The 20,485-nt window shown below is 71.0% G+C and carries 23 protein-coding genes; 10 read left to right on the top strand and 13 right to left on the bottom strand.

The genetic code is table 11. From position 1 onward, the window contains the following. Window positions 1-43: 43 nt before the first annotated feature. Together hisI and VIL67_RS18215 are read right to left on the bottom strand one after the other, a co-directional pair. Window positions 44-436, bottom strand: coding sequence for a phosphoribosyl-AMP cyclohydrolase (gene hisI / locus VIL67_RS18220; protein ID WP_332050343.1), 393 nt, complete (start codon window positions 434-436; stop codon window positions 44-46). 43 nt (window positions 437-479) lie between these two features. Next, the gene (locus tag VIL67_RS18215; protein ID WP_332050342.1) at window positions 480-1,055 is read right to left on the bottom strand and encodes a DUF1579 domain-containing protein; all 576 of its coding nucleotides are present in this window, start codon (window positions 1,053-1,055) and stop codon (window positions 480-482) included. Between the two features lie 84 nt (window positions 1,056-1,139). Between VIL67_RS18215 and VIL67_RS18210 the strand changes: the two genes are divergently transcribed. Next, window positions 1,140-2,144: a helix-turn-helix transcriptional regulator gene (locus tag VIL67_RS18210; RefSeq protein ID WP_332050341.1), complete on the top strand. Its 1,005-nt coding sequence runs from the start codon at window positions 1,140-1,142 to the stop codon at window positions 2,142-2,144. Between the two features lie 141 nt (window positions 2,145-2,285). Here the strand turns inward: VIL67_RS18210 and folE are convergent, their stop codons facing one another. After that, window positions 2,286-2,912 carry a GTP cyclohydrolase I FolE gene (gene folE, locus VIL67_RS18205; RefSeq protein WP_332050340.1) on the bottom strand — a complete coding sequence of 209 codons (627 nt, stop codon included), beginning with the start codon at window positions 2,910-2,912 and terminating at the stop codon, window positions 2,286-2,288. 171 nt (window positions 2,913-3,083) lie between these two features. Here folE and cysS point away from each other — a divergent pair, with 171 nt between their 5' ends. Both cysS and VIL67_RS18195 read left to right on the top strand, forming a co-directional pair. Continuing rightward, entirely contained in the window at window positions 3,084-4,517 is a 1,434-nt protein-coding gene (gene cysS, locus VIL67_RS18200) for a cysteine--tRNA ligase (protein ID WP_332050339.1), read from the top strand. Beyond that, a complete protein-coding gene (locus tag VIL67_RS18195; RefSeq protein ID WP_332050338.1) occupies window positions 4,517-5,083 on the top strand; it encodes an SRPBCC domain-containing protein in 567 nt (188 codons plus the stop codon). The genes cysS and VIL67_RS18195 overlap by 1 nt, the downstream gene beginning before the upstream one ends. Window positions 5,084-5,216: 133 nt before the next feature. Here VIL67_RS18195 and VIL67_RS18190 read toward each other — a convergent pair whose 3' ends face one another. The 3 genes from VIL67_RS18190 to VIL67_RS18180 all read right to left on the bottom strand — a co-directional run bounded on the left by VIL67_RS18190 (window position 5,217) and on the right by VIL67_RS18180 (window position 8,494). After that, entirely contained in the window at window positions 5,217-6,677 is a 1,461-nt protein-coding gene (locus tag VIL67_RS18190) for a glycoside hydrolase 5 family protein (RefSeq protein WP_332050337.1), read from the bottom strand. Between the two features lie 94 nt (window positions 6,678-6,771). Beyond that, entirely contained in the window at window positions 6,772-7,332 is a 561-nt protein-coding gene (locus tag VIL67_RS18185; RefSeq protein WP_332050336.1) for a hypothetical protein, read from the bottom strand. 13 nt (window positions 7,333-7,345) lie between these two features. Then, on the bottom strand, window positions 7,346-8,494 hold the full coding sequence (locus VIL67_RS18180; protein ID WP_332050335.1) for a zinc-dependent alcohol dehydrogenase: 1,149 nt from the start codon (window positions 8,492-8,494) through the stop codon (window positions 7,346-7,348). 135 nt (window positions 8,495-8,629) lie between these two features. Between VIL67_RS18180 and VIL67_RS18175 the strand changes: the two genes are divergently transcribed. Further along, the gene (locus VIL67_RS18175) at window positions 8,630-8,851 is read left to right on the top strand and encodes a hypothetical protein (protein ID WP_332050334.1); all 222 of its coding nucleotides are present in this window, start codon (window positions 8,630-8,632) and stop codon (window positions 8,849-8,851) included. On the opposite strand, the gene VIL67_RS18170 is transcribed toward VIL67_RS18175, so the two are convergent. The 4 genes from VIL67_RS18170 to VIL67_RS18155 all read right to left on the bottom strand — a co-directional run bounded on the left by VIL67_RS18170 (window position 8,841) and on the right by VIL67_RS18155 (window position 12,227). After that, complete coding sequence (locus VIL67_RS18170; RefSeq protein ID WP_332050333.1) at window positions 8,841-9,428, bottom strand: hypothetical protein; 588 nt, start codon at window positions 9,426-9,428, stop codon at window positions 8,841-8,843. The genes VIL67_RS18175 and VIL67_RS18170 overlap by 11 nt on opposite strands. Before the next feature lie 113 nt (window positions 9,429-9,541). Then, entirely contained in the window at window positions 9,542-10,708 is a 1,167-nt protein-coding gene (locus VIL67_RS18165) for a sensor histidine kinase (RefSeq protein WP_332050332.1), read from the bottom strand. Window positions 10,709-10,838: 130 nt separating this feature from the next. Then, the gene (locus tag VIL67_RS18160) at window positions 10,839-11,198 is read right to left on the bottom strand and encodes a response regulator (RefSeq protein ID WP_332050331.1); all 360 of its coding nucleotides are present in this window, start codon (window positions 11,196-11,198) and stop codon (window positions 10,839-10,841) included. A 129-nt stretch (window positions 11,199-11,327) separates the two neighbouring features. Continuing rightward, on the bottom strand, window positions 11,328-12,227 hold the full coding sequence (locus tag VIL67_RS18155; protein WP_332050330.1) for a sulfurtransferase: 900 nt from the start codon (window positions 12,225-12,227) through the stop codon (window positions 11,328-11,330). A 180-nt stretch (window positions 12,228-12,407) separates the two neighbouring features. On the opposite strand from VIL67_RS18155, the gene VIL67_RS18150 reads away from it, so the two are divergent. After that, window positions 12,408-12,809, top strand: coding sequence for a response regulator transcription factor (locus VIL67_RS18150; RefSeq protein WP_332050329.1), 402 nt, complete (start codon window positions 12,408-12,410; stop codon window positions 12,807-12,809). Here the strand turns inward: VIL67_RS18150 and VIL67_RS18145 are convergent. Then, entirely contained in the window at window positions 12,806-12,988 is a 183-nt protein-coding gene (locus VIL67_RS18145) for a hypothetical protein (RefSeq protein WP_332050328.1), read from the bottom strand. The genes VIL67_RS18150 and VIL67_RS18145 overlap by 4 nt on opposite strands. Window positions 12,989-13,183: 195 nt before the next feature. On the opposite strand from VIL67_RS18145, the gene VIL67_RS18140 reads away from it, so the two are divergent. The 5 genes from VIL67_RS18140 to VIL67_RS18120 all read left to right on the top strand — a co-directional run bounded on the left by VIL67_RS18140 (window position 13,184) and on the right by VIL67_RS18120 (window position 17,868). Beyond that, a complete protein-coding gene (locus VIL67_RS18140) occupies window positions 13,184-13,762 on the top strand; it encodes a hypothetical protein (protein WP_332050327.1) in 579 nt (192 codons plus the stop codon). Between the two features lie 432 nt (window positions 13,763-14,194). After that, window positions 14,195-14,659, top strand: a complete 465-nt coding sequence (locus tag VIL67_RS18135; RefSeq protein WP_332050326.1) for an iron-sulfur cluster assembly scaffold protein — start codon at window positions 14,195-14,197, stop codon at window positions 14,657-14,659. Window positions 14,660-14,717: 58 nt separating this feature from the next. Then, a complete protein-coding gene (gene yidD / locus VIL67_RS18130; RefSeq protein WP_332050325.1) occupies window positions 14,718-14,963 on the top strand; it encodes a membrane protein insertion efficiency factor YidD in 246 nt (81 codons plus the stop codon). Continuing rightward, window positions 14,960-16,936 (top strand): threonine--tRNA ligase, encoded by a 1,977-nt coding sequence (gene thrS / locus VIL67_RS18125; RefSeq protein ID WP_332050324.1) that lies wholly within the window; start codon window positions 14,960-14,962, stop codon window positions 16,934-16,936. Before yidD ends, thrS begins: the two co-directional genes overlap by 4 nt. Then, window positions 16,933-17,868, top strand: coding sequence for a glycosyltransferase family 2 protein (locus VIL67_RS18120; RefSeq protein ID WP_332050323.1), 936 nt, complete (start codon window positions 16,933-16,935; stop codon window positions 17,866-17,868). The genes thrS and VIL67_RS18120 overlap by 4 nt, the downstream gene beginning before the upstream one ends. Here VIL67_RS18120 and VIL67_RS18115 read toward each other — a convergent pair whose 3' ends face one another. Both VIL67_RS18115 and VIL67_RS18110 read right to left on the bottom strand, forming a co-directional pair. Further along, window positions 17,869-18,786, bottom strand: coding sequence for a hydroxymethylglutaryl-CoA lyase (locus tag VIL67_RS18115; RefSeq protein ID WP_332050322.1), 918 nt, complete (start codon window positions 18,784-18,786; stop codon window positions 17,869-17,871). After that, window positions 18,761-20,452 carry an ArnT family glycosyltransferase gene (locus VIL67_RS18110; RefSeq protein ID WP_332050321.1) on the bottom strand — a complete coding sequence of 564 codons (1,692 nt, stop codon included), beginning with the start codon at window positions 20,450-20,452 and terminating at the stop codon, window positions 18,761-18,763. The genes VIL67_RS18115 and VIL67_RS18110 overlap by 26 nt, the downstream gene beginning before the upstream one ends. Window positions 20,453-20,485 lie beyond the last annotated feature (33 nt).

Below are 20,485 nucleotides of genomic sequence, written 5' to 3'. Positions count from 1 at the left end.
CTCGCTTGGCGGGAGGGGCAGGATCAAGGAGCGGGCTGACCGCCTACGCCTTCTCCACCAGCCTGCCGCCTTCCACCGCGCGGTAGAAGCAGGACCGCCGGCCGGTGTGGCACGCCCCGCCGTCGCCGCCGGCGCGCACCTTCAGCCAGACCGCGTCCTGGTCGCAGTCCACCCGCAGCTCGACCACGCTCTGCACCTGGCCGCTGGTGGCGCCCTTGTGCCAGAGCTCGCCGCGCGAACGGCTCCAGTAGTGCGCCTCGCCGGTGTCGATCGTCTTCTGCAGCGCCTCGGCGTTCATCCACGCCAGCATCAGCACCTCGCCGGTCTCGGCGTCGGTGGCCACGGCGGCGATCAGCCCGGCCGCGTCGAACCTGGGGCTGAGCGTCTCGCTCTCCTCGAGCTCGTGCTTGGAGGCGGCGGTGGGGAAGCTGGTCATCTTCGCCTTATGCGACGCCGCCCCCCGCCAGGCCAAGCCCGGCTCAGGCGAGCCGGGTGAAGTCCATCTCCCAGTTGGTCTCCCAGGTCTTCCCACCGTCGGATGAAAAGGCCTGCTCCCACCTTGCGGAGGTCTTGGTGATCCTCGACCACTGGAAGCGCACCTTGATCGCCTTGCCGTTCAGGGTGTCGTCGCCCTCGAAGGTCCCGACGCCGTTGGCGAAGCCGCCGAAAACCGGCGGCTCGATGCGGTCGGCGTAACGCTCGTCCAGCCACCAGATGGCCCACTTGCCGGTCTTCGCGTCGAAGGCGCGGATGCCCATGGCCCGGTAGGTCCCGGCCGGCAGCTCGATCACATTGTCGTCGCAGGTGCCAAGCCCGCCCAGGGTCAGCCAGCAGGTGCTGGTCCCCTCGAAGGGCTCCCACTCCGTCGAGCCGACCAGCCGCCCCTTCAGCCGCCGGTGGCGGACCTTCCAGCGCCCGGCGAGCCAGGCGAAGTCCTGCTCGTGGCCGGTGGGGCGGGGGGCTAGCGCGGGCTGGCCCGTCGCGGGCAGGGCGGTGGCGGCCCCCGCAAGGACGCTGGCGGCGAGGACGCTGCGGCGGGTCTGGTCTTGGGTCATCTGAGGTCCCTCGGAAGTGAGGCGACCATTCTACGGGGGCATACCTGTCAGCCTGTGTCAGGAATTATGGTAGAGCCTTGCGTCATGCGCGCCGGCCGCCTGCTCTCCATCCTCCTCCTGCTGCAGACGCGCGGCCGGATGACCGCCCAGGCGCTCGCGGACGAGTTCGAGGTCTCCGTGCGCACCATCTATCGGGACGTGGACCAGCTCAGCGCAGCCGGCGTGCCGGTCTACGCCGACCGTGGGCCCTCGGGGGGCTTCCAGCTGCTCGACGGCTACCGGACCCGGCTCACCGGCCTGACGCCTGCCGAGGCCGAGGCCCTGTTCCTCTCCGGCCTGCCCGGACCCGCGGCGGACCTCGGCGTCGGCGAGGCCATGGCCGCCGCCCAGCTCAAGCTGCTCGCCGCCCTGCCGGACGGCTACCGTGACGGAGCCGGCCGTTTGGCCGCCCGCTTCCACCTGGATACGGTCAGCTGGTACCGCGGCCCCGAGCGCGCCGAGCTCCTGCCGCCGCTGGCCGATGCCGTCTGGGGCGCGCGCCGGGTCCGTATCCGCTACGACAGCTGGCAGGCGGTGGTGGAGCGCGAGCTGGAGCCGCTGGGCCTCGTGCTGAAGGGCGGCGCCTGGTATCTGGTCGCTCTGTCCGGGGGCAAGCCGCGGACCTACCGCGTCGCCGCCATCCAGGCCCTGGAGGTCACCGACGCCGTCTTCGAGCGCCCGCCCTTCGACCTCGCCGCCTACTGGACCGCCTGGGCGTCCGACTTCGAGGCCCGCCTCTACCGCGGCCGCGCCCGTCTGCGCCTCACCGACGAGGGGCTGCGACGGCTGGCCGCCCTCATCCCCATGGCTGCCGACATGGCCCGCCAGACAGCCACCGATCCCGACGCCGCAGGCTGGCGCGAGGCGGTGATCCCCGTGGAGCTGGACTCCCTCGACCACGCCGCCGCCGAGCTCCTCAGGCTCGGCCCGCACGCGGAGGTGCTGGAGCCGCCCGATCTGCGGGCGCGGATGGCGGAGACCTCAGCCGCCATGGCCGCCCTCTACCCTTCTCCCCCTGCGGGAGAAGGTGTCGGCGCAGCCGACGGATGAGGGTCGCGCCGACCTCTCCGCGCACCCCGCGCGTCAGCGCGCCAGATAGCAAACCACGGAAGACACCGACCCCAAGGACCAACGCGGCGTGCGCTCGGCGCCCTTCCGTGTCTTCCGTGTCTTCCTTGGTTCCTCTCAGCCCTACTTCCGGTTCACGAAGTCCAGGAAGCGCTGGCGCAGGGTCGGGTCGGTCTTGAAGACGCCGGTGAACTGGGTGGTGATCGTCGACACGTGCCGGTGGTGCACGCCGCGGGTCGTCATGCACTGGTGGGCGGCGTCGATCAGCACGGCCACGCCGGCGGGACGCAGGCTGTCGGTGATCGCGTCGGCGATCTGCTGGGTCATGGTCTCCTGGGTCTGGAGACGGCGGGCGAAGATCTCGACCACCTTGGCCAGCTTCGAGATCCCCACCACCCGGTTGGTCGGCATGTAGGCCACGTAGGCCTTGCCCAGGAAGGGCGCCATGTGGTGCTCGCAGTGGCTCTCCACCTCGATGTCGCGCAGCATGACGATATCGTCGTAGCCCTGCACGTCCTCGAAGGTCCGCGACAGCTCCTTGGCCGGGTCGAGCTGGTAGCCCTCGAACCACTCGGCGTAGGCGTCGACCACCCGCTTTGGGGTGTCGATCACGCCTTCCCGGCGCGGGTCATCGCCGGCCCAGGCGATCAGCGTCCGGACGGCCTCCATCGCCTCCTCGCGGGTCGGGCGCTTGGCGGGTTCCAGGTCGTCGGTCCCGATCAGGGTCCGGTCGCGGGCAGGAGCATCCATGCGTGACTTGGTCTTTCCAGGGCTGAGTTGCGCCGGGACGAGGGTCCCGGAAATGACGCGTGCCACCCTTCCTCTACGGGCGGGATCAGGCCAATGGCTTCCCGTCCGGGCGATCTGTATATGGGCAGGCCGCCTCCGGCGGCAACCGTCACGCTGCGTTACCGGACCCTCATGACCCTCAAGCTCTACGACACCATGACCCGCGAGAAGCGGGACTTCGTGCCCAAGGATCCCGAGCGGGTGACGATGTATGTCTGCGGGCCGACGGTCTACAACTACGCCCACATCGGCAACTTCCGCCCCGTGGTGGTCTTCGACCTGCTCTATCGGGTGCTGCGCCACGTCTACGGCGAGGACCACGTCCTCTACGCCGCGAACGTCACCGACGTGGACGACAAGATCAACCAGAAGGCCGCGGCCGAGGGCGTGCCGATCCAGGTGATCACCGACCGCTACCTCGACGCCTACAACGCCGACGCCGAAGCCCTGGGGGCGCTGCGGCCCACCTTCCAGCCGCGCGTCACCGACACCATGGAGGCCATCATCGAGATGATCGGCCGCCTGGTGGAGAACAAGGCCGCCTACGCCGCCGAGGGCCACGTCCTCTTCGACACCCAGGCCTACGGCGACTACGGCAAGCTCTCGGGCCGCCCCATGGACGAGATGATCGCCGGGGCCCGGGTCGACGTCGCGCCCTACAAGCAGCATCCCGCCGACTTCGTGCTTTGGAAGCCCTCCAAGCCGGGCGAACCGCAGTGGGACAGCCCCTGGGGCCCGGGCCGGCCGGGCTGGCACATCGAGTGCACCGCCATGATCGAGCAGGCGCTCGGCCTGCCCATCGACATCCACGGCGGCGGCATCGACCTCGTCTTCCCGCACCACGAGAACGAGCGCGCCCAGGGCGTCTGCGCCAGCCACGACCACACCTATGCGGCGTGGTGGCTGCACAACGGCTTCCTCAACATGGCCGAGGAGAAGATGTCCAAGAGCCTGGGCAACGTCGCCCTGGCCCACGACCTGCTTCAGGACTACCCGGGCGAGGCCCTGCGCTGGGCCCTGCTGGTCGGCCACTACCGCGCGCCGCTGGAGTGGAACGGCGAGCTGATCGACCAGGCGCGCAACGCGCTCGACCGGCTCTACCGGGTGCTCGACGACACCGCACGCTTCCTGTCCGGGGCCGGCGAGCCGCCGGTCGGCGCGCGCGCGTCCGACGCCGCGCGCAAGGCGGCCGACGCGGTGTTCGCCGCCCTGGAGGACGACCTCAACACCGCCGGCGCCTTCGCCGCCCTCTTCCAGCTGGCCGACGAGGTCCGCGCGGCGGTGATGGCGAAGGACGTGGGCCGCGCGGCCCATGGGCGCGACCTGCTGGTGGAGGTGGGCGGCCTGATGGGCTTCCTGCAGGCCGATCCGCAGGCCTGGTTCCAGGGCGGCGCCGACGAGAGCTTCAAGGCCAGGGTGGAAGAGCTGCTCCAGGCGAGGCAAGCTGCGCGGGCCGCCAAGGATTGGCCGCAAGCCGATCGTATCAGGGCGGAGCTGGCGGCGCTGAACGTCGAGGTCATGGACGGCCCGACCGGCGCCACCTGGAGGATCAAGGAACAGGCCTGATGGGTTTCACGCCGCCCCCGCAACTCAAGTCCGGCCTGTTCGGCGCTCGCGGCCCGGCCGCCGGCCCGAACCCCACCGGCGTGCTCCCCAAGGCGCCGAAGCCCAAGGGCCCGGCCGGCATCCGCGTGGAGCAGCGCATCGGCGTCCAGGCGCCGGCCGAGGTGATCTGGGAGGTCATCCACGACATCGAGCGCTGGCACGAATGGAACCCGCTCTACCCGCGCGCGGCCGGCCAGGTGGGCATCGGCAAGACCCTGGACCTTACCCTGGCCGTGCCCGGCCAGCCCGAGCGCCAGATCCAGCCGGTGGTGCTGGACTGGGTGCCCAACGAGCAGCTGCACTGGCGCCTGACGCTGATGGGCGGGCTGGTGAAGACCATCCGCTTCATCGAGATCGACGCGCTCTCCGAGACCGGCTGCATCGTCAACAACGGCGAGCTGTTCCAGGGCCTGATGGCCAAGACGGTGCTGCGCCAGATGGGCCGCGCCGTGCACCGCGGCTTCGGTCAGATGAACGAGGCCCTCAAAGCCCGCGCCGAAGAGCTCTGGCGGCAAAGGCAGGGCTGACGCGCGGCAGACTGGCTGCCATGAGGTTCAGGCGCCCAACCGGCGCGGCCCTCCCCTGAAAAGCCCTCCTCCTCGATGGAGGAGGGTTGGGTGGTGGTGTGCGCGCCGAGCCGCTGCAGATTCGCAGATGGGCTCAGGCTTGCTCCGCCCGCCGCACCGCCAGCGCCAGGTCGCCGTTGAACGCGGGCGCCTCGAAGCGCATCGCCTGGCCGAACGCCTGGGCCTCGAAGCTCTCCACCGCCGCCCCCGCCGCCGTGTCCCAGGCGGTCACCCGGTAGCGGCCCGGCGCGAGCCCCGGCACGCGCACCAGCGTGCGCACCTCGCCGGCCTCGCGGTCCAGCAGCCCGGCCTTGGTCTTCGGCCCGCGCCTGAGCAGCCAGACCAGCGCCTGGGTCTCGTCCCCGCAGCCGAAGGCCGCCACCTGCCGGTGGGTCGTCACGATCTCGGCGTTCAGATTGCGCCGCTGGAACGAGGTCCAGTCGATCAGCGGCAGGAACCGCGCCATCGCCCCCTGCGCCCGCCGCATCCCCGGCGTCAGCGTGTGCGGATGCCGGTTCGGCCAGCGCATGCCGCCGCCGGCTCCGCCGCTCGCCAGGTGCGCCCACTGCAGGTGGCGGAAGTACTCGTCGTCGAACGCCTCGGGGAGGGTGCGGCGCTTGTCCTTGAAGGTGTGGATCGGGCCGTGCTCGGTGTCCAGGAACGGCCGCCCGTCGGTGATCTCGGCCAGGCTCTCGCGCACGATCGCCCCCATGGCGAGCGCCGCCGCCACCGTGTCGCGCGGATGGTCGATGCTGCCGGTGGCGTAGATGTGCAGCGTCGCGAAATCGAGGTCCGGGTGCCGGAAGATCGGCTCGCGCATCGGCAGGTGCGGCTTCAGCACCAGCTCGGGCCCGAACAGGGACACCGTCTGCGGATGGCTGCGCCCGAAGCGCGCCGTCTCCGCCGCGCGCACCGACCCGCTCAGGTCGGCGATGAACTCCCCGAAGCAGTCAGCGCCGTCCTGCGCCTGCGCGGGGTGGATCTCGTTCCAGAGGTCCCAGGCGAACAGCGCCCCCGACCCGCCCCAGCGCTCGGCCGCGAACACCAGCCGCGCCTTGATCAGCGCCCGGGTCTCCGGACACAGCAGCAGCCGCGAGGGATGGTCCAGCGGCCCTCCGTTCGCCCGGTTGTAGGGGTGCCGGTCCCACTTCAGCCAGGTCCAGAAGGTGTCGAACGGCGTCAGCAGGATCCGCAGCCCGTACCGCTCGCAGAGCGCGAAGAGGTCGTCCCACAGCTGCACCACCGGCGGGTTCCAGACGCCGGCCGTCTTCTCGAAGTAGAACGACGGCCGCTCGGCGTACTCGAGCATCAGCCGCAGCACGGTGACCCCGTGGTCTGCCAGCCAGGCCAGGTGCCGCTCGACCCCCGCCACGTCGCGCCGCCGGAGCAGCCCCTTCAGCTCCACCCAGCTGATCGCGTCGTTCTGCCCGACCGGCGTGAAGGCCTGCCCCGCCTCGTCCTCGAAGTAGGGCGCGCCCGCCGCCCGCCGAATCCAGGGCAGGGGGCGCGGCGCGGGCTCGGCCGCCGCTGCGAGCGGCCAGGGCGAAGGCTTCATGGGGCGCGGGCTCTACGCGAGGTGGGAGGCCCGCACGGCTAGCAGATCGCCGCGCTCAGGCCTTTCGCATTTGACGCCCAGGCCGGGCGCGATCTCAGTCGGTGGCCAGCGTCACCTGCGTCCGCCGCGACCGGCGGAGCAGCAGATAGCCCAGGCCGGCGATCGAGCCGGCCACCACCACGCCTGTGGCCACCTTCCGGACGTAGGCCTCGCGGTTGTACTTCCACTCCGCCGCCAGCCCCATCTCCTCCACCAGGTTCGGGACCTTGCCCTGGGCCAGGTCGCCCAGCACCCCTTCCGCCTCGTTGATCCGGTCGGCCAGCATCAGCAGCAGCCAGTGCGCCCACTGGCTCTCGCTGTAGCCGAACGCCGTGCGGCGGATCACGCCGCTGAGGCCGGATGGCGGGGTCGAGACGCCGAACACCGCCGGCCGGCGGTTGTGCTCCACCGACTGCAGGATCTCCACGTCCGAGGTCTGCTGCGTCGGGCGCTCCCAGTTCATGCCGGGCGAGTCGTCCGCATCGCGGTCGCGCATGGGATAGGTGGCGTCGTTGCGCCGGTCGGCGTCGACGCCCCAGCCGGGAATGTCGCTCCGCGCCGCCGCCGGGCGGTTGGCCGGCACGCGCTCGGTCGTCGGGATGAGTTCGTTTTCCATGGGGGTCAGCGCCTCAGGCCGCATTGGGGTAGAGGACGGGCTTGATGCAGCCGTCGAGTTTCGAGGTGAAGATCCGGTAGCCCTCGGAGACCTCCTCCAGCGGCAACCGGTGGGTGATGATCTCCTTCGGGTTCAGCCGGCCTTCCTTCACGTGCTCGATCAGCCGCGGCAGCAGCCGCTTCACCGAGGCCTGGTTGGCCCGGATGGTGATGCCCTTGTTCACGACATTGCCGATCGGGATCATGTTGCCCGTCGGGCCGTAGACGCCCACGATCGAGACCACGCCGCCCTTCTTCACCGAGTTGATGGCCCAGTGCAGGGCCACCGCCGAGCCGGCCTCCAGCTTCAGCTTCTTGCCGAGCAGGGTGTGCAGCGGATTGCCCGAGGCGTCCGCGCCCACCGCGTCGATGCAGACGTCGGCGCCCAGCGAGTCCGTGGTCTTCTTCAGGAAGACCACCGGGTCGTCCATGCTCAGGAAGTTGTAGACCTCGGCGTTGGCGAAGCGGGCGGCGAACTCCAGGCGGTAGTCCAGGTGGTCCAGCACGATCACCCGCGAGGCGCCGAACAGCCAGGCGGACTTGGCGGCCAGCAGGCCGACCGGACCGGCGCCGAACACCACCACCGTGTCGCCGGGCTGGATGCTGCCCATCTCGGCGGCCTGGTAGCCGGTCGGCACCACGTCGGTGAGCAGCACCGCGTCGTCCGGGTCCATCCAGTCGGGGATCACCGTCGGGCCCACGTCCGCATAGGGCACCCGCACGTACTGCGCCTGGCCGCCGTCATAGCCGCCGGCCGTATGGGAATAGCCGAAGATGCCGCCCACCGCCGTCGCCTGCGGGTTGGCCTCGTGGCAGTTGCCGAACAGGCCCTGCTTGCAGAAGTGGCAGCGGCCGCAGGCGATGTTGAACGGCACCAGCACATGGTCGCCGGTCTTCAGGTTCCGCACCTCGGACCCGACCTCCTCGACAATGCCGGTGAACTCGTGGCCGAACGTCATGCCCACGCGGGTGTCGGGCACCATCCCGCAGTAGAGGTGGATGTCCGAGCCGCAGATGCAGGATCGGGTGACGCGCACGATGGCGTCCTGCGGATGCTGGATGGTGGGCATGGCCTTCTGCGTGACGCGCACGCGCATCGGCCCCCGGTAGTCCATGGCGAGCATATTTGGTCCCTCGGTGTCTCGGGCCTCCCAACAGGGGGCGCCCGCCATCTGTTCCTACGGTCGAGCCGCCGCCCTGGCGGAGCGGACGGCCGGCGCGGGCGTTCCGAGGCTTGCTGCAGCGGAAGGGAGCGCGCCATGGCGACAGGACGAAACGGCCAGACGACAGGGGGGCGCCCGCGCCCCGCCGCCATCCGGCGGCCGCGCCTCACGGTGCTGGCCTGGGGGCTGATCGCCTTCCTGCTGACCGCCGCCGCGGTCGCCCCCGCCGTGAACTGGCTGCGCGAAGAGCTGGAGCGGAGGTCCCCCGAGGCCACCGGAGCCGCCCAGGCCCCGCCTCGCACGGCGCTCAGCGGGTGATGCGCAGGCGCACGGCCATCCGGCTGAGGCGCCGGAACAGCTGCCTTTCCCCGGTGATCGGCCACCAGCCGTAGAGGAAGATGTTCATCGGCTGCCACATGGCCACCCATCCGGCCACGGTCATCCCCTCCTTCATCACCGTTCCCAGGCGGCCCGCCAGCCGTTCGGCCGCGATGTCGCCCGCCAGCAGGCAGACCGACAGGAACACCACCCCGATCAGCAGGCTGCGCCGCCCTCGGCGCAGCAGCTCCCGCAGCTCGCGCGTGCGCCCGTCGGCCCGGCGGCCGAAGTGCAACCGCACCGCCTCGGTGATCTCGCGCTCGCAGGCGTCGTCGGGGTCCGGCTCGTCGAGCAGGGCGATCTCCAGCTGGAGATCGCGGTTGCGGGGCTGTTCCCGCGCCCAGTTGACGATGAACCGTTCCGCCGCGTGATCGAGGTTGCGCTCCACGAAGGGCGACGGGTCGATCGAGCTGAACAGCTGGGTGGAGTGGTGCAGGGAAATCCGGATCCGCCCCTCCCGCGCCGGAGCCGTCGTCGGCGCCGCGGCGCGGTCCTGCTCCAGTATCTCCGAACTCAAGCCATCGTCCTTCCAAGCGGGTGAAGGAGGAGCGCAGAGGTGCGGCGTCGGTTTCCCCGCGGGATCTTTTGTTCGTGGAGTTTCGGCAGGCGGCCAGCCTGGGCCGGCGGTGCTCAGAGGTCCCGGCGCTGCGGCGCGGCCGACCCGGCGGCGGCGTCCGGCAGCAGGCCAGCCGCCCCCGGGCCGGGGACTTCGACGACGCAGCTCACGCCCGCCGGATGCAGCCGGCGCTGGATCGAGCCGCCCAGCTGGCCCTCCACGAGCCGCTTGAGCAGCCGCGAGCCGAAGCTTTCCAGCGCGGCGCCCTGCACTTTTGGCCCATCCGACTCCCGCCACTCGATCACCAGGTGTCCGCCGTCCATCCGCCAGCTGACGTCGAGGCGGCCGGCCTGGACGGACAGCGCCCCGTACTTCAGGGCGTTGGTGGCCAGTTCATTGAGCACGAGCCCGATCGCCAGGGCCTGGGGGCTCGGAAGGGTGACCTCCGGGCCGGAGATCGTGAAGCGGCCCGGCGCGTCCACGCCGTAGGGCTCCAGCTCGGCGTCCACCAGTTCGCGCAGGGTGATGCGATCCTGCCGGGCCAGCTTGCGGTCCAGCAGGTCGTGCGCGCGGGCGAGCGCGCCGATGCGCGCCGACAGGGCGCGGGCATGCTCGGCCGGCAGCGTCAGGGCGGCCAGCGCCTGGGTGGCGGTGTAGGCGTTCTTCACCCGGTGCCGCAGCTCGTCCCGGGCAAGCTCCGCTTCCTCCAGCGCCCGCGACAGGGCGGTGACCAGGCGGACGTTCTCCATGGCCGTGGCGGTGGCGCGCGTCAGCGCCTCGAGCACCTCCACCTCGTCCGCCGAGGGCTCGTAGACCTGGGCCCAGTAGGCCCCGATGGCGCCGATCGAATCGTCCGAACGGACGGGGGCTATCAGCAGGCTGCGCACGAAGGTGTTGCGGTACAGGTCCTGCGGAATGCGCTCGTCCAGCCGGATGTCCGGGATGGCCACGGTCTGGCGGTGCAGCATCGCCCAGCCGCTGATGCACGACGACAGCGGGAAGTTGCGGCCCTTCCACAGTGGGCCGACCGCGTCCTCCTCGACGTACCGGCACTCGTCGCCCTCCCGCAGGATGACCGCGACGCCGTCCGAGCCGATCAGCCGGCGGGCGGTGGTGCGGACCACCTCGACGATGTCGTCGGCCGACCCGGCGCTGGCCAGGCGCTCGATCGCCTCCACCAGTCCACCGGCCGGCGTGCGGCGGAAGTTTGCGCGCGCTTTGGGGTCGTCGTGTCCTGTCATGCGGGAGCGGTGGCGGGTCGTTGCGGTCTCGGCCGAGCGGGTGCAGGCCCCAAGTCTGGCCGCAAATCGGAGAACCGGGCAAGCGGCGCCGCAGTTCCGGCTGGGTCGAATCTCGGGCGGCGGCGCGCCCCTACAGCCCGCCGGCCACCGACTGGGCCTCGCGGCAGGCCTTGGTCAGCGCCCGCGGCGAGATCGGCTTCTCGACGACAGCCGGCGCCTCCAGGCTCCGGAGCATGTCGACATTGCCGGTGACATAGACCACCGCGATCTTGCCCAGGCGGGCTTCGATCTCGGCGACGGCCTCGATGCCTGTGCCGCCGATGATGCGCACGTCGGCGGTGATCAGGTCCGGTCGCCTGCGCAGCGCCTGTTCCAGGGCCGCGGGGGGCGAGTCGGCGATGTCGAAGCTGTCGTAGCCCTCTTCACGCAGGAGGTGTTCCAGCTCGATCGCGATGATCATCTCGTCTTCGATGATCAGGGCGTGCGGCATCGGCGCTCCGTGGGGTTGAAGGGCGGCCTTCTTGCGGAGCGCGAGGCGGCGGTCAAGTTCGGAACGCCGGTCTTTTTTTTCGCACGCGCCGCAGCTTGGGGTTGCGCCCCTGGACCTCTGACGCCGGCCTCAGCGCGCCTCCCCGGTCTCCACCGCCCCGTTCAACCGGGACCACTCCTCGAAAGAGCCGTCGTAGAGCTTCACGTCCAGGCCCAGGGCGCGCGCGGCGAACAGGGTCGCTGTGGCCTGCTGGCCCACGTGGCAATAGGCGATCACGGTGTCCCCGGGCTTCACGCCCGCGGCCTTGAATCGGGCGGCGATCTCCTCGGCCGGGGCCAGCTTCAGGTCCGGCGTGGTGACGCTGGAGAACGGCACGCTCACCGCGCCAGCGACGCGGCCGGGCTTGTGCGGCCGGGCCGGCGGACCGCCCGGTCGCGCGCCGGAGTAGAACTCCGGAGCCCGCGAATCCACGATCCGGTAGCCCGGCGCGCGGGCGTGCCGGCGCACGAAGTCGGCGTCCACCACCAGCGGCCGGAAGCGGATGGGCGACAGCTTGCCCGGCGTGATCGCCGGCGTCTCGGCCGACAGCGCCCGCCCCTCGGCGGTCCAGGCCCGCGTCCCGCCCTCGAGCAGCCGGGTCCGCCCGCCCAGGCCGGCGGCGTCGAGCGTGAAGATCACCCGTGTCGCCGACTGGATCCCGGCCTCCTTCGTCGGCACGACGACGATCTGCGAGCGATCCGAGACCCCCAGGGCAGTCAGCCTGGTCCGCAGCGCCTCGGCGTCGGGCAGCTCCAGGGTCAGGGCCTCGCCGCCCATGGGCGCGGCGAGGTCGGACAGCATCACCAGCCGCGCCCCGGGAATGTGGCCCGCCGCATAGGCGGCCCGGTCCCCCACCTGCAGCACCACGAGGTCGGGCTTGCCGATCTGGGCCGCCAGCCAGGTGGGCGTGGCCACCAGCCGCGCCCGCGGCGCCTCCGCCCAGGCCGGGGCCGCCAGCGCCACCAAACCCGCCGCGATCATCGCCCGCATCATGGCCTCCCTCGCATCCGCGCCGCCCATCCTACGCCATGACCGGCCGCCCGAGTACGCCGCAGCGGCGCGGATGACGTGCGAGTTCGGGCGCGGTGTTGCGGCCCGGTGCAGCCCTGAGTTATGTCGGGAACACTACGTAGTTGTCGTGGGTTGGAGCGCCGCTAGTCGAATTCCCGAATGCCCCTGCCTGCCTCCGACCTCTCCCGCGCCCGCACCGTGCTCGTCGTCGAAGACGAGGCGCAGATCTGCGCGCTCATCACCGACTATGTGGAGGCCGAGGGCTTTGCGACCCGCTGCGTCCAGACCGATCAGGACGCCTATCGGGCGCTGGAGCACGACGGCGCCTACGCCTGCATGATCATCGATGTGAATCTGGGGACCGGGACCACCGGCTACGACGTGGCGCGCTTCGCCCGGCAGATCGACGGCGCCCTGCCGATCATCTTCGTCAGCGGCCAGACCTCGCCCGAGTCCTTCCACAAGAACGGCGTGCCGGGCAGCCTCTTCCTGCCCAAGCCGTTCAGCAGCGACGAGCTGTTGGCCAGGCTCAACATGCTCGTCGGCGACAACGACGACTAGGTCGCCGGCCGGCGAACCCGCACGACGCAGACCGACTCCACCCACAGTTCCACCGCGTGAAACCTGTCCAGGTAGCTCTCGGCCAGGCGCTTACGGGCGACCTTGTCCGTGTCGGGCAGGTTCTCGGAGTGCTGCACGCTCCCGTCGGGGCTCAGCCCATAAAGCACAGTACGCGCCACCGTCGTCGTCTCCCACGCCGGGCCAACCGGCCGTTCTCCCGCGGTGACCGATAGCGGCCGATCCATGGCCACGCCGAAACGGCGGATTGTCGCAGCTTCAATTCCACCCGCGCCGGGAAGGGCGCTCGGACGGGGAGGGCCATGGGGACGGTTTTCCTTGACTCTCCACCCCGTGTATGTTCCCGTTATGTTCTCATGGCGATCGACACCACAGACGCCGACGACCGGCACAGCCAGATGCTCAAGCAGCTGGCCGCCATGACCTTCACCCTGGCTCGCGACCTCTCCAACCGCGCCCTGGAGGCCGAGAACGACGACGACGCGGTGAAGCTCGCCGCCGCCTTCCACCAGGTCTCCCGCGGCCTGCGCCAGACGCTCGCGCTGGAGATGAAGGTCATCCGCTTCAAGGCCGAGCTGGCGCGCGCCGCCAACCCGCCGCCGCCGCCCAAGCCCCGCGAGGAGACGATCGGCGGCATTCCGGCCGCGATCTGGCGGCGCAAGGAAGAGATCGGCCAGGTCATGGACCGGGTGATCTGGGGCGAGGCCGAACGCGACGAGGACGAGCCTGACGACTTCGACGAAGAGTCCGCCGGCCGCGCCTACAACACCTACGGCCTATGGCTGCAGGAGGCCGCCAAGCGCCCCGACTTCACCACCGCCGACCTCGACGACCTGATCATCGAAGCCTGCCAAGTCGCCGGCAAGGACCCCCGCGAGCTCTACATCTTCGACGACGACGAAGCGCCCGAGCCGGTGTCGCCCGACTCCAGCTAACCCCCCTCCGCTCATCCCGGCGAAAGCCGGGACCCAAGCCGAGTCAGCCCCCGCGCTATCGCGCGAAGAACCACAGACCCACACAGACCCACACAGATGGCGGGCCCCCTCACAGGCCGCGCCTCATCACGCCTGCGCGCTCACCCCCCACCTCCTGTCATCCCGGTTTCGCGGAGCGAAGACCGGGACCTCCAGCTCCGCATCCACCCCCTTCAAGCCGCCACCGCCCGCCGCCGCACCCCCCAACCGCCGCGTACAGAGGTCCCGGTCTTCGGCCGCGCCGAAACCGGTATGACAGCCAAGGAGACGACGCCCCTGTGCGCCCTTGGCGACCTTGGTGTCCTTGGTGGTTCCCCTCTCACCGCCCGCCAGCCCCCTCTCCCCCGCCGCCGCCATTTGACAGAGCGCCCGCCACACCCGACCTATCCCCCCATGATCGACGACCTCTACTCGGCGAAGCTGCTGAAGCTCGCGGCCAACCTGCCTAGGGTCGGCCGGCTCGATGCGCCCGACGCCACGGTCGAGAAGGTCGCCAAGCTCTGCGGCAGCCGGGTGCTGGTGGACGTGAAGGTGGCGGACGGCGCCGTCGCCGACTTCGCCCAGGAGGTGAAGGCCTGCGCGCTCGGCCAGGCCGCGGCCGCCGTGCTCGGGGCCCACGTGGTCGGCGCGACGCTGCCGGAACTCGAAATGGCCCGCGCGCAGTTCCGTGCTATGCTGAAGGACGGTGGTTCGCCGCCCGTTGGACGGTTTTCGGATCTAGAGATGCTCGCGCCCGTGAAGGATTACCCGGCCCGCCACGCCTCCACGCTCCTCGCGTTCGAGGCGGTGACCGAGGCCGTGCGGCAGGCGCAAGAGTCGCAGGGCGGTGGGCGAACTAGCCCCGCCGGCGCGGCTTGATCCTCTCGTGGGCGCGGCGTAAGCCCGCCCGACGCCAAGTCTCCATCCCGTAGCCGGCATGACTTTCTACGAGAGGTGCGTCAGGGGCGCCCTTCGCGCCTACAAGCTGACGCTTTCGCCGCTGATCGGGCGGCAGTGCCGGTTCCTTCCGACCTGTTCGGAGTACACGGCGCAGGCCCTGATCAGCCATGGTCCCTGGCGCGGCGCCTGGCTGGGCGCGCGCCGGGTGTGCCGTTGTCATCCCTGGGGCCCGGCGGGCTACGACCCGCCGCCGCCCCCGACCCGGAATACGTTGAACACATGATCGACCTGATTTTCCCCGACGGCTCCAAACGCCAGTTCGAAGCGGGCGTCACGGGCCGCACCATCGCCGCAGGCATCTCCAAGTCGCTGGAGAAGAAGGCCGCGCTCATCAAGCTCGACGGCGAGCTGCTCGACCTCGACCGGCCGCTCGAGAAGGGCGGCCGCTTCGAGATCATCACGCGCGAGAACCCCGAAGCGCTGGAGACCATCCGCCACGACGTCTCCCACATCCTCGCCGAAGCCGTGCAGGAGCTGTTCCCCGGCACCCAGGTGACCATCGGCCCGGCGATCGAGGACGGCTTCTACTACGACTTCGCCCGCGAGGAGCCGTTCAGCCTCGACGACCTGGCCAAGATCGAGCAGCGGATGAAGGAGATCGTCGACCGCGACGAGCCGATCCGCCGCGAGGAGTGGGACCGCGACGAGGCCATCCGGCACTTCCGCGAGATCGGCGAGGAGTACAAGGCCCAGATCATCGAGAGCATCCCGGCCGGCGAAAAGATCACCGTCTACAAGCAGGGCGAGTGGAAGGACCTCTGCCGCGGCCCGCACCTGCCGTCCACCAAGCTGGCCGGCAAGGCGTTCAAGCTGACCAAGCTGGCGGGCGCCTACTGGCGCGGCGACCACCGCAACCCGATGCTGCAGCGGATCTACGGCACGGCCTGGGCCACCGAGGCCGAGCTCGAGGCCTACATCACGCGCCTCGAGGAAGCCGAGAAGCGCGACCACCGCAAGATCGGCAAGGCCATGGACCTCTTCCACATGCAGGAAGAGGCCAAGGGGATGATCTTCTGGCACCCCAAGGGCTGGACGCTCTACCGCTCGGTCGAGAGCTACATGCGCCGCATGCTCGACGCCGACGGCTATGTGGAGGTCAAGGCGCCCCAGATCATGGACCGGGTGCTGTGGGAGAAGTCCGGCCACTGGGAGAAGTTCGGCAAGAACATGTTCACCTGCGAGACGGAGGAGGGCGAGGTCCTCGCCGTCAAGCCGATGAACTGCCCGGGCCACGTGCAGATCTTCAACCACGGCCAGAAGAGCTACCGCGACCTGCCGCTGCGCATGGCCGAGTTCGGCTCCTGCCACCGGTATGAGCCGTCCGGCGCCCTGCACGGCATCTTCCGCGTGCGGGCCTTCACCCAGGACGACGCGCACATCTTCTGCCGCGAGGACCAGATCGAGGCGGAGTCCACCAAGTTCATCCGCCTGCTGGAGCAGGTCTACCGGGACTGCGGCCTCGAGCTGCACGCGGTGAAGCTGGCCCTGCGCCCCGAGCTGCGGTTCGGGACCGACGAGGTGTGGGACGAGGCCGAGGCCAAGCTGGAGCGCGCCGCCCGCGCCGCCGGCATCTCCGAGGTGGAGCACCTGCCGGGCGAGGGCGCCTTCTACGGCCCGAAGCTCGAGTTCCACCTGAAGGACGCGATCGGCCGCACTTGGCAGTGTGGCACGCTGCAGCTCGACTACGTCCTGCCCGAGCGGCTGGACGCCGAGTACGTGGCCGAGGACGGCTCCAAGCAGCGGCCGGTGATGCTCCACCGCGCCATCTGCGGCTCCATGGAGCGGTTCATCGGGGTGATGATCGAGAACTTCGCCGGTGCGTTCCCGCTGTGGCTCGCGCCCACCCAGGTGGTGGTGGCGACGATCACCTCCGACGCCGACGACTTCGCGCTCAAGGCCGCCGAGCAGCTTCGCGCCCGAGGCCTGCGCGTCGAGACCGACCTGCGGAACGAGAAGATCAACTACAAGGTTCGTGAGCACAGCCTCGCGAAGGTCCCCGTGATCGCCGTGGTCGGCCGCCGCGAGGCGGAAGAGGGCAAGGTGGCGCTTCGCCGCCTCGGCTCCGACCGGCAGGAGATTCTCGCCCTGGATGAGGCCGCGAACCTGCTTGCCTTGCAGGCGAGTCCGCCTGATCTTGCCAGGGCCGCGGGGGCGCGGTCTGCGCCGGTTGAGGTTGGGGCGAAGGAGGCTGGATGAACGGCGTCGCCGCACCGATCGTCGCTGTAGAGCCTGCGCCCGCGCCCGCCGACCTGCGGCTTCGCCGCAGCGTCTCAGTGGTGATGGTCGTCTACATGACCGGTGAGGCGCTCGAGGAAAGCGTCGCCTGCGTGCTCGCCGACCCCGAGGTCGGCGAGTTCGTCATCGTGGACAATGGCTCCACCGGCGCTGAGCAGGCGCGCCTGGCGCAGGTGGCCGCCAGCGACCGGCGGGTGAGGCTGATCTCCGGCCACGGCAACGTCGGCTTCGCCCGCGGCGCCAACCTCGGGGCCCGGGCGGCCCAGGGCGAGGTGCTGGTCTTCCTCAACCCCGACGCCTTCCTGCAACCCGGCTGCATCCGCGAGCTGGTGCGCGAGATCGAGGGCCGGCCGGTGCCCTGCATCGTCGGCGGCCGGGTGCTGAACGCCGACCGGACCGAGCAGCGGGGCGCCCGGCGCGGCGACATCACCCCCGTGACCGCGCTCATGTCGCTGTCCAGGCTGGCCCAGCGCGTGCCGGCCTTCCGGCGCTACGAGGTGCACTGGGAGGGCGACGCCGCCCCCGACCAGATCACCCCGGTGCCGACCATCTCCGGCGCCTGCTTCTGCATGCGGCGCGAAGACTTCGACGCCGTGGGCGGCTTCGACGAGAAGTACTTCCTGCACGTGGAGGATGTGGACCTCTGCTGGCGGGTGCGCGAGCAGGGCGGCCTTGTCCTCTTCCACCCCCGCGCCGAGGTGGTCCATCTCGGCCACACCAGCCAGACCAGCCCTCTGAAGGTCGAGTTCCACAAGGGCGTCGGCCTCGCCCGCTACTTCCAGAAGCGCGCCCAGGGCGTCGGCCAGCGGGCGCTCGCCCTGCTGCTCACGCCGGTGATCATCGGCACCGCGCTGGCCCGGCCCCTGATGTGGCGCCTGAAGGGCCGCGCCTAGCTAGGCCGCCGCCTCTTCCCGCTTGAACGGGAAACCGCCCGCCCGGCCGACGGAGGACGCGACCCGCTTGCCCAGCAGCTCGGACACCCAGTTCCCGATGCCGATCAGCTGGTCGAGGTCGTAGCCCGTCTCGTAGCCGGCTCGCTCCAGCATGTAGACCAGGTCCTCGGTGCCGATGTTGCCCGTGGCGTTCGGCGCGAACGGGCAGCCGCCCAGCCCGCCGACGCTGGCGTCCAGCACGTCCACCCCCGCCTCGACGCTGGCGAAGGCGTTGGCCAGGCCGGTGTTGCGGGTGTCGTGGAAGTGCATCCTCAGCCGCGCATTTGGCGCCGCCTTGCGGGCCGCCTCGATCCGCCGGCGCACCGTCCACGGATCGGCGACGCCGATCGTGTCGGCCAGCGCGATCTCCGGGACCCGCAGGTCGGCCGCCGCCGACACGATGTCGATCACCTGCTCCTCGGAGACCTCGCCGTCGAACGGGCACCCGAAGGCCACCGAGATGGTGACCGTGACCGGCGGGTCCTCCTTGCGGCGAACCGCCATGATGCCGCGCAGCGCCTCCACCTGCTCGGCCACCGAGGCGCCCTGGTTGCGGATGCCGAAACCGTCGCTGGCGCAGACCACCACATTGGCCTCGTCGCAGCCGGCCCCCACGCAGCGCTCCCAGCCCTTCATGTTCAGCACCAGCCCGATGCGGCTGCGGCCGGCCTGGCGGGGGAGGGCGCCCATGATCTCCTCGGCCCCCGCCATCTGCGGCACGCGCCTGGGGTTGACGAAGGAGACCACTTCCATGCGCCGGGCGCCCGCAGCCTCCAGCCGCTGGATCAGCTCCAGCTTCTGGTCGATCTCGAGCAGCGTCTTCTCGTTCTGCAGCCCGTCTCTCGGGCCCACTTCAACGATCTCGATGCGGCGGCTCATCGGGCGCTCTCCGGACGGACTGGTAGACGCGGAGCGTCATCTCATCGCCGTTGGAATAGTCCAAGCCCCGGATTTCGCGGACCACCCGCGCCTCGGCGCCAACGGCGCCCAGGGCCCGGCGGAAGGCGGCCTCCTCCCGGGCCTCGACCACGGCTGGCCGTCCTTCGGCGATGGCGGTCGCCGCCTCCTCGGCGTCTTCCAGCTCGGTGGGCGTGCCCAGCGCGAACACCAGGCTGGGCTCGGCGAACCCCGCCACCGCCACGGGCGCCTCGGCCACGCCCTGGCTCGGCAGCAGGCGCGCCGCGGCCAGGGCATGCTCGGTGCGGTCGGACAGCCACAGGGGGTCGAGCCTGGGGGCCAGGGCGGCCGCGAGGGCGGCGTGGCCCAGCACGCCCAGGCTAAGCGCCGCCGCCCAGGCGCCTCGCGGCGCGCGGCTGACCAGCATGTAGCCGCCCACCAGGCCCGTGGCGGCCAGCAGGGCTGCGGTGAGCACACCGGCGGCGAGGTCGGTGGGATCGCCGTATTCCGACAGCAGATAGACCGCGCCGCCCGCCAGCACGACGCCGGCGAAGGCGCCCAGCGCCCCGCCCGCCCAGCGCACCCGCTCGCTCAACGGCTCCGCCAGCGCCGCAGCCGCGAGCCAGGCCAGGGCGCCATAGGTCAGCAGCGGATAGTGCACCAGCTTGGTCGGCAGCAGCTCGAAGAACAGGAAGCCAGGCACGAACCAGGCCAGGGCGAAGCGAACCCCTGGCTCCCGCCGCCGTCGCCAGGCGACCACCGCCGCCGCCGGCAGCAGCAGGGTCATGGGGAAGGTCAGCAGCGGGGCGAGCAGGGTGTGGTAGCCGGGCGGCGCGCCGTGCGTCTCCTGGCCGCCGGCCAGCTTGGGCGCGAGGTCCCCCGCCAGGGCCGTGACCCAGAAGCCGCCGTCCGTGGCCACCGTCACCGCCCCGGCCCAGGGACCGACGATCAGCAGCACCAGCAGCAGGCCCCAGTACCAGTTCAGCCGGGCGAGCCAGCGCGGTCGCCGATCGGCCAGGCACAGGACGATCATCGTCAGCCCGACGATCAGCGGCCCCACCGGCCCCTTGATCAGGGTGGCGAAGCCGACCCCCAGCCAGAACAGCAGCGTCGCGCGTTTTCCCGCCGGAGGGCCGCCGCGCGCCTCGCTGTAGATCCGCCCCAGCGCCGCCAGGGCCAGGGTGGTGAAGCCGCAGAGCGCCGCGTCGGTCTTGGCGATGAACGCCTCGGTCGACAGCAGGAAGCTGGTCCCCAGCATGGCGCCGGCCACCAGGCCGGCCGGCCCGCCGAAGAACGCCGCCGCCCCCCAGGCGCAGGCCGCCGCCGCCAGCATGGCGCCCAGCAGCGAGGGGATGCGGTAGGCCCAGATCTGCCGGGCCTCCGGGCTGGAGAGCAGGGAGACGCTGGTCGCCTGCAGCCAGTGGATCCCCACCGGCTTCTTGAAGCGTGGCTGGTCCTGGTAGCGGATGACCACGTAGTCGCCGGTCTCCAGCATCTGGGCCGTGGCCTGGGCGAAGCGCGACTCGTCGCGGTCCAGCGGCGGCATGGCGAACACGCCGGGCAGCCCCGCCAGGAAGGCGATCAGGGCCGCCACGGCCGGCGCGCGCCAGCCGCGGCTCCAGCGCGCCAGTTCACCTTCGAGCGTCATTTGGCCCTGATAGCATGATCCTTACGTGACTCG

Source organism: Phenylobacterium sp. (assembly GCF_036563385.1).
In the GTDB taxonomy this organism is placed as follows: Bacteria; Pseudomonadota; Alphaproteobacteria; order Caulobacterales; family Caulobacteraceae; genus Phenylobacterium.
This window is presented reverse-complemented; position numbering and strand designations above follow the sequence as displayed.